This window comes from Streptomyces chartreusis NRRL 3882 (genome assembly GCF_900236475.1).
Lineage (GTDB): Bacteria > Actinomycetota > Actinomycetes > Streptomycetales > Streptomycetaceae > Streptomyces > Streptomyces chartreusis_D.
This window is the reverse complement of the sequence record NZ_LT963352.1, coordinates 6,564,971-6,578,283: the sequence shown is the minus strand read 5'-3', so window position 1 is coordinate 6,578,283 and position 13,313 is coordinate 6,564,971. Positions and strand designations below refer to the sequence as shown.

At 69.6% G+C, this 13,313-nt stretch carries 10 protein-coding genes; 4 read left to right on the top strand and 6 right to left on the bottom strand.

What is annotated here, in order from left to right:
• Positions 1 to 13 precede the first annotated feature (13 nt).
• From SCNRRL3882_RS29710 to coxB, 3 genes are read right to left on the bottom strand one after another with little or no spacing between them, the layout of a single operon-like run.
• Positions 14 to 412 (bottom strand): cytochrome c oxidase subunit 4, encoded by a 399-nt coding sequence (locus SCNRRL3882_RS29710; protein ID WP_010048910.1) that lies wholly within the window; start codon positions 410 to 412, stop codon positions 14 to 16.
• Positions 409 to 2,145 carry a cytochrome c oxidase subunit I gene (gene ctaD / locus SCNRRL3882_RS29705; protein WP_102514879.1) on the bottom strand — a complete coding sequence of 579 codons (1,737 nt, stop codon included), beginning with the start codon at positions 2,143 to 2,145 and terminating at the stop codon, positions 409 to 411. The genes SCNRRL3882_RS29710 and ctaD overlap by 4 nt, the downstream gene beginning before the upstream one ends.
• Complete coding sequence (gene coxB / locus SCNRRL3882_RS29700) at positions 2,142 to 3,107, bottom strand: cytochrome c oxidase subunit II (RefSeq protein ID WP_010037224.1); 966 nt, start codon at positions 3,105 to 3,107, stop codon at positions 2,142 to 2,144. Before coxB ends, ctaD begins: the two co-directional genes overlap by 4 nt.
• Before the next feature lie 265 nt (positions 3,108 to 3,372).
• Between coxB and SCNRRL3882_RS29695 the strand changes: the two genes are divergently transcribed.
• Positions 3,373 to 4,752, top strand: coding sequence for a cysteine desulfurase/sulfurtransferase TusA family protein (locus tag SCNRRL3882_RS29695; protein ID WP_010037223.1), 1,380 nt, complete (start codon positions 3,373 to 3,375; stop codon positions 4,750 to 4,752).
• Positions 4,753 to 4,815: 63 nt separating this feature from the next.
• Here the strand turns inward: SCNRRL3882_RS29695 and SCNRRL3882_RS29690 are convergent, their stop codons facing one another.
• The gene (locus tag SCNRRL3882_RS29690) at positions 4,816 to 5,790 is read right to left on the bottom strand and encodes a carbohydrate kinase family protein (RefSeq protein WP_010037221.1); all 975 of its coding nucleotides are present in this window, start codon (positions 5,788 to 5,790) and stop codon (positions 4,816 to 4,818) included.
• Between the two features lie 132 nt (positions 5,791 to 5,922).
• Here SCNRRL3882_RS29690 and SCNRRL3882_RS29685 point away from each other — a divergent pair, with 132 nt between their 5' ends.
• Both SCNRRL3882_RS29685 and SCNRRL3882_RS29680 read left to right on the top strand, forming a co-directional pair.
• Entirely contained in the window at positions 5,923 to 6,132 is a 210-nt protein-coding gene (locus SCNRRL3882_RS29685) for a hypothetical protein (protein WP_010037219.1), read from the top strand.
• A 146-nt stretch (positions 6,133 to 6,278) separates the two neighbouring features.
• Positions 6,279 to 8,165, top strand: coding sequence for a hypothetical protein (locus SCNRRL3882_RS29680; protein WP_010037218.1), 1,887 nt, complete (start codon positions 6,279 to 6,281; stop codon positions 8,163 to 8,165).
• 105 nt (positions 8,166 to 8,270) lie between these two features.
• Here SCNRRL3882_RS29680 and SCNRRL3882_RS29675 read toward each other — a convergent pair whose 3' ends face one another.
• Positions 8,271 to 8,627: a HesB/IscA family protein gene (locus tag SCNRRL3882_RS29675; RefSeq protein WP_010037217.1), complete on the bottom strand. Its 357-nt coding sequence runs from the start codon at positions 8,625 to 8,627 to the stop codon at positions 8,271 to 8,273.
• A gap of 281 nt (positions 8,628 to 8,908) precedes the next feature.
• On the opposite strand from SCNRRL3882_RS29675, the gene nadA reads away from it, so the two are divergent.
• A complete protein-coding gene (gene nadA / locus SCNRRL3882_RS29670; RefSeq protein ID WP_010037216.1) occupies positions 8,909 to 10,099 on the top strand; it encodes a quinolinate synthase NadA in 1,191 nt (396 codons plus the stop codon).
• Positions 10,100 to 10,149: 50 nt separating this feature from the next.
• Here the strand turns inward: nadA and SCNRRL3882_RS29665 are convergent, their stop codons facing one another.
• Entirely contained in the window at positions 10,150 to 13,269 is a 3,120-nt protein-coding gene (locus SCNRRL3882_RS29665) for an efflux RND transporter permease subunit (protein WP_010037215.1), read from the bottom strand.
• Positions 13,270 to 13,313 lie beyond the last annotated feature (44 nt).

Genomic DNA, 13,313 nt, shown 5'->3' with positions numbered 1-13,313 from the left:
CGCTCGGCTCGTGTTACTGGGTGCGGTTCTCACCGCGGTAGTACTCGAAGACCCAGCCCCAGATGCCGACCAGGATGATCGGCAGCGAGAAGTACATCAGCCACCAGCCGATCGCGATCGACAGGAAGGCGAGGGCGCCGCCGATGGCCAGCGAGAGCGGCTGCCAGCTGTGCGGGCTGAAGAACCCGACCTCGCCGGCGTCGTCCGCGACGTCCGCCTCCTTGTTGTCCTGCGCGCCCACGTCGACCCGCTTGGCCGTGAAGCCGAGGTAGAAGCCGATCATGATGCACAGGCCGAAGGCCAGGAAGAGCGCCGTGGTACCGGCCGGCTCCTTCGACCACACGCCATAGACGACCGCCATGGCGAGGACGAAGACGCTCAGCCACATGAACATCTTGCCCTGGATCTTCACTTGCCGGCCTCCTTGCCACCAGCGATGGCCTTCTCGCCGTGACCGACGTTCTCGAGCTGGTCGAGGGCGGCGATCTCCGGGTGGTGCAGGTCGAACGCCGGGGATTCACTGCGGATCCGCGGCATGGTGATGAAGTTGTGCCGCGGCGGCGGGCAGGAGGTCGCCCACTCCAGGGAGCGGCCGTAGCCCCACGGGTCGTCGACGCCGACCGGCTTGCCGTACTTGGCCGTCTTCCACACGTTGTAGAAGAACGGCAGGATCGACATGCCGAGCAGGAACGAGCTGATCGTCGAGATCGTGTTCAGCGCGGTGAAGCCGTCGGCCGCGAGGTAGTCCGCGTACCGGCGCGGCATGCCCTCGGCGCCCAGCCAGTGCTGGACGAGGAACGTGCCGTGGAAGCCGATGAACAGCGTCCAGAAGGTGATCTTGCCGAGGCGCTCGTCGAGCATCTTGCCGGTCCACTTCGGCCACCAGAAGTGGAAGCCGGAGAACATCGCGAAGACCACGGTGCCGAAGACGACGTAGTGGAAGTGGGCCACCACGAAGTACGAGTCGGAGACGTGGAAGTCCATCGGCGGCGAGGCCAGGATGACACCGGTCAGACCACCGAAGGTGAAGGTGATGAGGAAGCCGGTGGCCCACAGCATCGGTGTCTCGAAGGAGAGCGAGCCCTTCCACATGGTGCCGATCCAGTTGAAGAACTTCACACCGGTCGGGACCGCGATCAGGAAGGTCATGAAGGAGAAGAACGGCAGCAGCACACCGCCGGTGACGTACATGTGGTGCGCCCACACCGTCACGGACAGACCCGCGATCGCGATGGTCGCGCCGATCAGACCCGTGTAACCGAACATCGGCTTGCGGGAGAAGACCGGAATGACCTCGGAGATGATGCCGAAGAACGGTAGCGCGATGATGTACACCTCTGGATGGCCGAAGAACCAGAAGAGGTGTTGCCACAGCAACGCGCCGCCGTTGGCGGAGTCGAAGACGTGGGCACCGAACTTGCGGTCCGCCTCCAGGGCGAACAGGGCCGCGGCCAGGACCGGGAAGGCGAGCAGGACCAGCACACCGGTCAGCAGCACGTTCCAGGTGAAGATCGGCATGCGGAACATCGTCATGCCCGGGGCGCGCATGCAGATGATCGTGGTGATGAAGTTGACCGAGCCGAGGATGGTGCCGAAGCCGGAGAAGGCCAGACCCATGATCCACATGTCGGCGCCGATGCCCGGGCTGCGGACCGCGTCCGAGAGCGGGCTGTAGGCGAACCAGCCGAAGTCGGCCGCGCCCTGCGGGGTGAGGAAGCCGCCCACCGCGATGAGCGAGCCGAACAGGTACAGCCAGTAGGCGAACATGTTCAGCCGGGGGAAGGCCACGTCCGGCGCGCCGATCTGCAGCGGCATGATCCAGTTCGCGAAGCCGGCGAACAGCGGCGTCGCGAACATCAGCAGCATGATCGTGCCGTGCATCGTGAACGCCTGGTTGAACTGCTCGTTCGACATGATCTGCAGACCAGGCCGGGCGAGCTCGGCGCGCATGAACAGCGCCATCACGCCGCCGATGACGAAGAACGCGAACGACGTCGCCAGGTAGAGCGTGCCGATCGTCTTGTGGTCCGTCGTCGTCAGCCACTTGACCACGACGCTGCCGCGGTTCTGGCGCCTGACCGGCAGCTCGTCCTGGTAGTGGGACCCTGCTGCCGCGGCACCCTGGGGTTCGTTGAGGATGCTCACAGGTTGTTCGTCTCCCGGTTCTTCTCGTGGCTCGTCTGCGCGATGCCGGCAGGAACGTAACCGTTCTGCTGCTTGTCCACGAGGTCCTTGAGGTGCTGCTCGTAGCGCTCGGGGGAGACGACCTTCACGTTGAACAGCATCCGAGAGTGGTCGACGCCGCAGAGCTCGGCGCACTTGCCCATGAAGGTGCCCTCCTTGTTGGGGGTCACCTCGAAGGCGTTGGTGTGGCCCGGGATGACGTCCTGCTTCATCAGGAACGGCACCACCCAGAAGGAGTGGATGACGTCACGCGAGGTGAGGACGAAGCGGACCGTCTTGCCCTTCGGCAGCCACAGGGTCGGGCCGGGGTTGCCGTTCTGCGGGTTCCGGGTGCCCGGGGTGCCGCAGTCGTAGACGCCGCCGGCGTTGGCCGGGAAGTCCTTCTTGAACCGGTCCGGGATCGCGTCCAGCTCGGGGGACTTCTTGGCGTCACCGGTGGAACCGGCGACCGGCTCGATGTAGTTGAAGCACCAGCTCCACTGGAAGCCGACCACGTTGACCGTGACGTCGGGCTTCTTCTTGAGGCTGAGCAGCTCGGACTCGTCGCGGGCGGTGAAGTAGAACAGCACCGAGACGATGATGAGCGGGACCACGGTGTACAGCGCCTCGATGGGCATGTTGTACCGGGTCTGCGGAGGAACCTCGACCTTGGTGCGGCTGCGCCGGTGGAAGAAAGCACTCCACAGGATCAGACCCCACACCAGCACGCCAACGGCGAGCGCAGCCGCCCAGGACCCCTGCCACAGGGAGAGGATCCGCGGAGCCTCTTCCGTGGTCGGGGTGGGCATACCAAGGCGGGGGAAGTCTTCCCAGTTGTACGAGCAACCGGTGGCTGTCGCCAAGACCAGGCCCGCGGTCAGTGCCTGCAGCAGCTTCCGCCGCATCGGGCGCCGCGGCGAGCGGTCGGAGCCGTTGGGACTCACGTAGCGCCTTCCCGAGAGTCTCGCCCGCGCGGATCGGCTGCGGCCTGGCCTTCTCGCTGGTCGGTCGCCGCCCTGCGTCGGGCAGGGGTTTGGATGTTTATGCGGACCAAACCCTAGCCGACGCCCTCCGGGGGTTCTCGGGGAGGGGTGCCTTGTGGGGTGGGTGGTTCGCTGGTTTGGCGGCTGCGGGTTGTTCGTGGCGGTTCGCGCAGTTCCCCGCGCCCCTTTGGGGACGTCTGCGCGCTGGGCGTTCTAGCGTTGCTGTGTGGGTTACTTCGATGCCGCTTCCGCTGCTCCGCTTCATCCGATTGCACGGCAGGCCCTGCTGGCCTCGCTCGACGAGGGGTGGGCGGATCCCGCGCGCCTGTACAGGGAGGGACGGCGTGCCCGGGTGCTGCTGGACGCGGCGCGGGAGGCCGCTGCCGAGGCGGTGGACTGCCGGCCGGACGAACTGATCTTCACGTCGTCCGGAACGCGTGCCGTCCATACGGGGATTGCCGGGGCGCTGGCCGGGCGGAGGCGGGTCGGGCGCCACCTGATCGTGTCAGCGGTCGAACACTCGTCTGTACTGCATTCGGCGGAGCTCCTCGATGCCGCCGGAGGGACCGTCACACAGGTCCCGGTGGACCGCACGGGACGGGTGGATCCGGCGGCGTACGGCGCAGCCCTGCGTGCGGACACGGCGCTGGCCTGCCTCCAGTCCGCGAACCACGAGGTGGGGACGGAGCAGCCCGTCGCGGCCGTGGCCGAGGTGTGCCGGGCGGCGGGCGTGCCGTTGCTGGTGGACGCGGCGCAGTCGCTGGCGTGGGGGCCGGTGCAGGGTGACTGGTCACTGCTCGCGGCCAGCGCACACAAGTGGGGCGGACCGGCGGGGGTCGGCCTGCTCGTCGTCCGCAAGGGCGTTCGGTTCGCGCCGCAAGGGCCGGTGGACGAGCGGGAGTCGGGGCGGGCGGCCGGCTTCGAGAACATCCCGGCGATCGTGGCGGCGGCCGCGTCGCTGCGGGCCGTACGGGCCGAGGCGGCCGAGGAGGCCCTGCGGCTGCGGGCGCTGACGGACCGGATCCGGGTACGGGTGCCGCAGGCGGTGCCGGACGTCGAGGTGGTCGGTGACCCGGTGCGCAGGCTGCCCGGCGTCGTCACCTTCTCCTGCCTCTATGTCGACGGGGAGGCCCTGCTGCACGAGCTGGACCGGGAGGGTTTCTCCGTCTCGTCCGGTTCGTCCTGCACGAGCAGCACGCTGACGCCGAGCCATGTGCTCCGGGCGATGGGTGTGCTGAGTGAGGGGAACGTGCGGGTTTCCCTGCCGGCGGGGGTGGCCGAGGACGATGTCGACCGGTTCCTGGAGGTGCTGCCCGGGGCCGTGGCGGCGGTGCGGGAGAAGTTGGGCGCGCCGGTTGCCTCCGAGGTCGCCCGCGAGGAGGACGTCCTGGTCGTGGACTCCCTCGGCAAGCGCTGCCCGATTCCGGTGATCGAACTGGCCAAGGTGATCGGCGACGTCCCCGTGGGGGGCCTGGTCCGGGTCCTGTCGGATGACGAGGCGGCCCGCCTGGACATCCCGGCGTGGTGCGAGATGCGAGACCAGGAGTACGTGGGCGAGGAGCCGGCGGACCAAGGAACGGCGTACCTGGTCCGCCGGGCGAGCTGAGAGGCTCAAGGGGCGCGGGGAACTGCGCGAAGTACCCCCACGCGCCCGCAGCCAAGAACGGTCTCAGGCCAGATGGGCCTGCACCTCCGCCGCGGCCTCATCCCCGTACGCCTTGGTGAACCGCTCCATGAAGTGCCCGCGGCGCAACTGGTACTCCTGCGTCCCCACCGTCTCGATGACGAGAGTCGCCAGCATGCAGCCGACCTGCGCGGCACGCTCCAGGGAGACGCCCCACGCCAGGCCCGAGAGGAACCCCGCGCGGAAGGCGTCGCCGACGCCGGTCGGGTCGGCCTTGCGCTCCTCGTCCGGGGTGCCGACCTCGATCGGGTCGTCGCCGGCCCGCTCGATGCGCACGCCCTGCGCGCCGAGGGTGGTCACCCGGTGGCCCACCCGGGACAGGATCTCCGCGTCGGTCCAGCCGGTCTTGGACTCGATGAGGCCCTTCTCGTACTCGTTGGAGAAGAGGTACGTCGCCCCGTCCAGCAGGATGCGGATCTCCTCGCCGTCCATCCGGGCGATCTGCTGGGAGAAGTCGGCGGCGAACGGGATGGACCGGGAGCGGCACTCCTCGGTGTGGCGGAGCATGGCCTCCGGGTCGTCCGCGCCGATGGAGACCAGGTCGAGACCGCCGACGCGGTCGGCGACGGTCTTGAGCTCGATGAGGCGGGCCTCGCTCATGGCGCCGGTGTAGAAGGAGCCGATCTGGTTGTGGTCGGCGTCGGTGGTGCACACGAAGCGGGCGGTGTGCAGCGTGTCGGAGATGCGGACGGAGTCGGTGTCGACGCCGTGCCGGTCGAGCCAGGCCCGGTACTCGTCGAAGTCCGCGCCCGCGGCGCCGACCAGGATCGGGCGGGTGCCGAGCTGTCCCATGCCGAACGCGATGTTCGCGGCGACGCCGCCGCGGCGGACGTCGAGCTTGTCGACCAGGAACGACAGCGAGACCGTGTGCAGCTGGTCCGCTACGAGCTGGTCGGCGAAGCGGCCGGGGAAGGTCATGAGGTGGTCGGTGGCGATGGAGCCGGTGACTGCGATGCGCACGGCGTGGACTCTCCTGAGGGAGGCGGACCTTGACGCTTCACGCTATCGGGTGGACGGGGCTGCTCTGAAGGCATCGAAACTACCCGATAGTAGATCTTTCTCCGTGAGGTCCGGCGTGCATACGGTGCGGATATGACGAACCTCAAGGTCCAGGTGCCCGTTCCGGTCGATCTCGAAGGCGACCTGGCGTCGCTGCAGGGCGACGGGGCCCGGATGGCTCCCCACTGGGCGGTTCCCGACCGGGTCGCCTCTCGCCCGGTCTCCCCGGCCCTGATCCACGGTGTGACCGTGCCCCCGGCGTCGGCTCGGCTGCTCGACGCGATGTCGGACTACGGGGACTGAGCGGCGCGCTACCGGGAACCGTGCGCTCCCCCGCTGCGTCCCATCGCTGTCCCCCGTAAAGGGGAGGCGGGATACGACCCGACAGCGGCCCGTGTCGGACCGGGCCGGGTCCCATGGGACAGCTGTGCAGCCGAAGGAGCGATGCGGTGAACACCGAGCGACCCGACAACGACGACGACGCCAGGGATGTGGGCGGCGCCGGATCCGCCGGCACCCCGGAGGTCGAGGAGCGGGGTTCGGCGGGCGCCGGGGCTCCGGCGGAGGCCGAGGCGTCGGCGGGCGCCGCGGGGGCCGACGAGGCCGCTGAGGCTTTCGAGACGTCGGGTGATGACGCGCGGGCTTCCGAGGCGGAGACGACGGACGACGCGACCGCGACGGCCGAAGAGCCCGGCGCATCGGAAGCCGAAGTGGAGAAGACCGGCACGACAGAGGCCCGGGAAGCCGACGCCGAAGACACCGGTACGCGTAGTGCCGACGCCGAGGAAGCCGGTACGCGTGGTGCCGGCGCCGAGAAGGGCGGGCCGGCGCCGGAAGCGCAGGCGGAAACACCCCCCGCACCCGACGGCGACCTGCCCCGCGACGAAGAGCACCTGGTCCGTCCCGGCGGTGGGCGGTCGCGGACGCCCGCGATCATCGCCTCCGTCGCCGCCGCCGTGCTGCTGATCGGCGGTGGCGGGGCCTGGCTCGCGGCCAACGCCTCCGGCGGATCCGGCGACGGTGCGACGTCCGGCGCGCCCGGTGGGGACGACACTCCCCCGCCGCTCGCGCTCGACGGGTACTCGGAACCGACGTCCGGCGGCAACGGCATCGCGCCCGGTGAGCCGAACCCCTACGGCGCCACCTACCGGGTCGACGGCCCGCTTCCGGACGGTCCCGGTGAAGCGCCGGTGTACCGGGCGCGGGGTCAGGTCGCCAAGGAGGACGTGGCCCGGCTGGTGAAGGCCCTCGGGGTCGAGGGGACTCCGGTGGCGCAGGGCGAGGCGTGGAAGGTCGGGGCCGGTCAGGACGGTTCGGGGCCGAGCCTCCAGGTGAACAGGCAGGCGCCGGGAGCCTGGACCTTCAGCCGGTACGCCCCGGGCACCGACGACTGCAAGGGCAGCGACGCCTGCACCGCTCCGCGGCCCGGCGGCAGCCCGGTGAGCGAGGCGGAGGCAGAGAAGGCCGCGGCGCCCGTGCTGAAGGCGTTGGGTCAGGACGACGCGAAGCTCGACGCGAGCCAGGTCATGGGCGCCCAGCGGGTGGTGAACGCCGCTCCCGAGGTCGGCGGACTGCCGACGCACGGCTGGACTACCGGGGTCACGGTCGGCTCCGACGGCGAGGTCGTCGGCGGCAGCGGCCAGCTGAAGACGCCGGTGAAGGGGGACACGTACCCCGTGGTCGGCGCCGCGAAGGCGCTGGAGCTGATGGAGAAGCGGCCGACGGGCGACCACCGCATGGGCATCGGCGGCTGCGCGAGCCCCGTGCCGCTGAAGGACCGGCTGGAGCAGCCCTGCGGGCAGTCGGCGAGCGACGCACCCGAGCAGGACGCGGTGACGGTGCGGAACGCGGTGTTCGGGCTGGCCTCGCACTTCGTGGACGGGCGGCAGGCGCTGGTGCCGTCCTGGCTGTTCGAGGTGACGGCGCCGGGCGCGAAGGACCCGTTCACGGTGACCTACCCGGCGGTCGACCCGAAGTACCTGGCCTCCCCCACGCCGAGCGGGCCGAGCGACCGGCCGACGTCGGCTCCGGAGCCGCGTGACGTCAAGGTGGACGGCTACCGGGCCGAGGGCTCGGAGCTGACCGTGACCTTCACGGGCGGGGTGTGCTCCGACTACGACGTGAAGGCGAGCGAGAGCGGGGACGAGGTGAAGGTCACGGTGACGTCGACCCCGTGGCCGGACCAGGTCTGCATCCTGATCGCCAAGCAGTTCCAGCAGACCGTGCAGTTGGATGAGCCGCTCGGCACCCGTGCGGTCGTGAGCTCGGACGGCAAGGCGATCCCGCTGGCCAAGGAGGGCGCGCGGCTGCCGGCGCCCCCGACGCGGGAGCGTTAGGACGACACAGCGCGAAGGCGACGACACAGCGCGAAGGCGGCGGCCCCGTCGGAGGGGACCGCCGCCTTCGTCATGTCCGCGGCCGCGGGAAGCGGCTCGGCAGGCTCAGCTGAAGGAGTCGCCGCAGGCGCAGGAGCCCGTCGCGTTGGGGTTGTCGATCGTGAAACCCTGCTTCTCGATCGTGTCCACGAAGTCGATCGTGGCTCCGCCCAGGTACGGGGCGCTCATGCGGTCGGTGACGACCTTCACACCGCCGAAGTCCTTCTCCACGTCCCCGTCGAGGGAACGCTCGTCGAAGAAGAGCTGGTAGCGCAGGCCGGAGCAGCCGCCGGGCTGGACGGCGACGCGCAGCGCGAGGTCGTCGCGGCCTTCCTGGTCGAGCAGCGCCTTGACCTTGGACGCGGCGGCGTCGGTCAGGATGATGCCGTCGGTGACGGTGCTGGTCTCGTCCGATACGGACATCTACATCTCTCCCGGGTTGTACGGAGACTGCTTGCCGACGGTTGCAACCGGCGGGGCCTCGGATTCATTCCGGGCCGGGCGCTCGATCTCGGCTCCTCTTCATGCTCGCACACGCGCCGGGAACCGGAAAACGGCTCTTTTTGGGCCTTCCCGGGAATGAACGCGGGCCCACCGGGATTCACGTCACACCGACGCTATGGCCATCGTCAAAGTGACGTGAAGCGGTTATGATAGATAGCGTCAAATCGACGAAAAGTCGCGGAACAGAAAGGGTGCGTGTCGTGACCACCGCCCAAACCCAGGAGCTCGACGTACAGCCGACGCCCCTCGCCCTGCTGCTCCTCGGCCGTGAGGCCGACCCGAAGAGCGAGCGCGGCGTGGAGTGTCCCGGCGACCTGCCCTCGCCGTCCGACCCGGACCTGGTGGAGCGCGCCCGCAAGGCGAAGGAGAAGCTCGGAGACAAGGTCTTCGTGCTCGGCCACCACTACCAGCGCGACGAGGTCATCCAGTTCGCCGACGTCACGGGGGACTCCTTCAAGCTGGCCCGGGACGCCGCGGCGCGTCCGGAGGCCGAGTACATCGTGTTCTGCGGTGTGCACTTCATGGCGGAGTCCGCGGACATCCTGACGTCCGACGACCAGAAGGTCGTCCTGCCCGACCTGGCCGCCGGCTGCTCGATGGCCGACATGGCGACGGCCGAGCAGGTCGCCGAGTGCTGGGACGTGCTGACCGAGGCCGGGATAGCCGAGCAGGTCGTGCCCGTCTCGTACATGAACTCGTCCGCGGACATCAAGGCGTTCACGGGCAAGCACGGCGGCACGATCTGCACCTCCTCGAACGCCAAGCGAGCCCTGGACTGGGCCTTCGAGCAGGGTGAGAAGGTGCTCTTCCTGCCGGACCAGCACCTTGGCCGGAACACGGCGGTGCGGGACATGGGCATGTCCCTGGACGACTGCGTCGTCTACAACCCGCACAAGCCGAACGGCGGGCTGACGGCCGACGAGCTGCGCGCCGCGAAGATGATCCTGTGGCGCGGCCACTGCTCGGTGCACGGCCGCTTCAGCCTGGACTCGGTGAACGACGTGCGCGAGCGCATCCCGGGCGTGAACGTCCTGGTCCACCCCGAGTGCAAGCACGAGGTCGTGGCCGCGGCGGACTACGTCGGCTCGACGGAGTACATCATCAAGGCCCTGGAGGCCGCGCCGGCCGGGTCCAAGTGGGCCATCGGCACGGAGCTGAACCTGGTCCGCCGCCTGGCGAACCGTTTCGCGCCGGAGGGCAAGGAGATCGTCTTCCTCGACAAGACGGTCTGCTTCTGCTCGACCATGAACCGCATCGACCTCCCCCACCTGGTCTGGGCCCTGGAGTCGCTGGCCGAGGGCAACCTGGTCAACCGCATCGAGGTGGACAAGGAGACCGAGGCGTTCGCGAAGCTCGCCCTGGAGCGGATGCTGGCGCTGCCTTCCGCGTGACGTGAGGCCCCACCCGGTGTCCGGGTGGGGCCTCACGTGTCGTACGAGGGTCAGACCTGCGCCGGTGCCGGCTCCTCGGCCGCCTCCGTGCGCTGGGCCGGAAGGCCCTTCTTCGCCGCCCGCTTCTTCGCCCGGCGCTCCTTGCGGAGTTCGAACATCGCGTACAGCGTGGGCACCAGCAGCAGCGTCAGCAGGGTCGACGTCACCAGGCCGCCGATCACGACCACGGCCAGCGGCTGGGCGATGAAGCCGCCCTCGCCGGTGATGCCGAGGGCCATCGGCAGCAGGGCGAAGATCGTCGCCAGGGCCGTCATGAGGATCGGGCGCAGGCGGTGCCGGCCGCCCTCGACCACGGCCTCGACGACGCCGTAACCCTGCTTGCGGTACTGGTTGATCAGGTCGATCAGCACGATCGCGTTCGTCACCACGATGCCGATCAGCATCAGCATGCCGATCATCGCGGGGACGCCCATCGGCGTGCCGGTGGCCACCAGCAGGCCGATCGCGCCGGTGGCCGCGAACGGGATGGAGACGAGCAGGATCAGCGGCTGGACCAGGGACCGGAAGGTGCCCACCAGCAGCATGAAGACGATCGCGATGGCCGCCAGCATCGCCAGGCCCAGGTTGGCGAACGCCTCGTCCTGGTCCTCGGAGACACCGCCGATCGACGCGGTGGCGCCGTCGGGCAGCTTCAGCGCGTTGATCTTCGACTGGAGCTTGGTGCTCACCGCGCCCGTGTTGTCGCCGGTCGGCTTCGCGGTGATGGTGGCCGCGCGCTGGCCGTCGATACGGGTCATCGACACCGGGCCGTCGACCAGCCTCACCGTCGCGATGTCGCCGAGCTTGACCGCGCCCAGGCGCAGGTCCCGAAGCTGCTTCAGCGTCGTCGCGGGCTTCTCCGAGCGGATGACGACGTCGCGCTCGGTGTCGTCCAGGACCGCCTTGGCGGCCGTGGTGCCGCGGACGGCCTGGGCGACGGCGGCACCCAGGGTCTGGTCGTTGAAGCCGGCCGCGGCCGCCTTGTCGTTGGCCTTCACGGAGATCCGGGGCACGCTGGTCGCCAGGTCGCTGGTGACGTCCGTGACGTCGTCGAGCGAGGCGACCGTCTTGCGGACCTCCTCGGACGCCGTGCGCAGCACGTCGGCGTCGGCGGCCTTCACGACCACGCTGAGGTCCTGGGCGCCGAAGCCGTCACCGGCGGAGATGGTGGTCGTGCCGATGCCCTTCAGCCCGGCCAGACCCTTCTCGATGTCGTCCTGGACGTCCTCGTACGACGCCGAGTCGTCCAGCATCACCTGGTACGAGGCCTGGTTGGTGTCCGTACCGCCGCCGAAGGCCGCCATGAAGCCGGACGAGCCGACCGTGACCTGGTAGTCCTTCACGCCCTTGGTGCCGGCGAGGAGCTGCTCGACCTTCTTGGCCCGGTCGTTCGTCGCCTCCAGGCTGGTGCCGGGCTTCAGCTCCTGCTTGACGGTGAGGACCTCGACCTCCCCCTGGTCGAAGAAGTTCGTCTTCAGCAGCGGCGCCATGCCGAACGTGCCGACCAGGACGACGATCGCGAGGGCCACGCTGGTGAGCCGGCGGCGGGTCGCGAAGCGCAGGACCGGGACGTAGATGCGCTGGAGACGGCTCTTGGCCTCCTTCTCCTCGGCGAGCCGGCGGGCCTCGTCCGCGTCCTCCGGGGTGCCCTTCGGGGGCCGCAGGAACCAGTACGACAGCACCGGCACGACCGTCAGGGAGACGAGAAGGGACGCCAGCAGCGCGGCCGTCACCGTGAGGCTGAACGAGCCGAACAGCTCGCCCACCATGCCGCCGACGAGGCCGATCGGCAGGAACACCGCGACCGTGGTGAGCGTCGAGGACGTCACCGCGCCCGCGACCTCGCGGACCGCGTTGAGGATGGCCGAGTGGCGCTCCTCGCCGTAGCCGAGGTGGCGCTTGATGTTCTCCAGGACCACGATCGAGTCGTCGACGACCCGGCCGATGGCGATGGTCAGCGCGCCCAGCGTGAGGACGTTCAGCGACAGGTCGCGGGTCCACAGCACGATCAGGGCGAGGACCACGGACAGCGGGATGGACACCGCGGTCACGAGGGTGGAGCGGATCGAGGCCAGGAAGACGAGGATCACCAGGACCGCGAAGAGCAGACCGAGCGCGCCCTCGGTGGTGAGGCCCTTGATGGACTTCGACACGGCCGGGCCCTGGTCGCTGACGACCGTGAGGCTCGCGCCGGAGCCGAGGTCCTTGCGCAGGTCCGGGAGCTTGTCCTGGACGGCGTCGGAGATCGCGACCGCGCTGCCGTCGCGGTCCATGGTGACGGCGACGGCGAGGCTGGGCTTGCCGTCGGTGCGGGTGATGGAGTCGGCCGGGGCCTCCTGCTGCTTCACCGTGGCGACGTCGGCCAGGCGCACCGGCTTGCCCTTGCCGGGCTCGCCCGTGACCATCAGGTCCTGGATCTGCTTCAACGAGGTGAAGCCGCCGCCGACCTGGACCGTGCGGTTGGCGCCGTCCTCGTCGAAGGAGCCGGCCGGGACGGTCGCGCCGCCCGCCTGGAGCGCCTGGACGAGGGACTGCGAGGTGAGGCCGGCCTTCGCCAGCTTCGCGTCGTCGGGCGTGACGGCGACCTGGAGGTCCCGCACACCGTCGACGGTGACCTGGCCGACGCCGTCGATGCTCTTCAGGTCCGGCACGACGGTCTTGTCGAGCTGGTCGGCCAGGGCCTGCTGGTCCCGGTCGGAGGTGACGGCGAGGACGACGGTCGGGATGTCGTCCGTGGAACCGGCGACGACCTGCGGGTCCACATCGTCCGGGAGCTGGACGCGGGCCCGGTTGACCGCCTGCTGCACGTCGGCGACGAGCTGTTCGGTGCCGTTGCCGTAGTCGAAGGACGCCATGATCACGGCGTTGCCCTCGGTGGCGGTGGAGGTCACGCCGCTGATGCCGTCGACGGCTTCGAGGCTGTCCTCGATGGGCTCGACGACCTGCTTCTCGACCACGTCCGGGGACGCGCCCTGGTACGGCGCCAGCACGGACACCATGGGCAGTTCGATGGTGGGCAGCAGCTGCTGCTTGAGCTGGGGGATCGCGATCGCCCCGAAGACGAGCGCGATGATCGACATCAGCCCGATCAGGGCCCGTTGCGCGAGGCTGAATCTCGACAGCCAGGACATGGGTCAGGGTCTCTCTTCTGTTTAACGGCAGAAGCGGCAGTGGG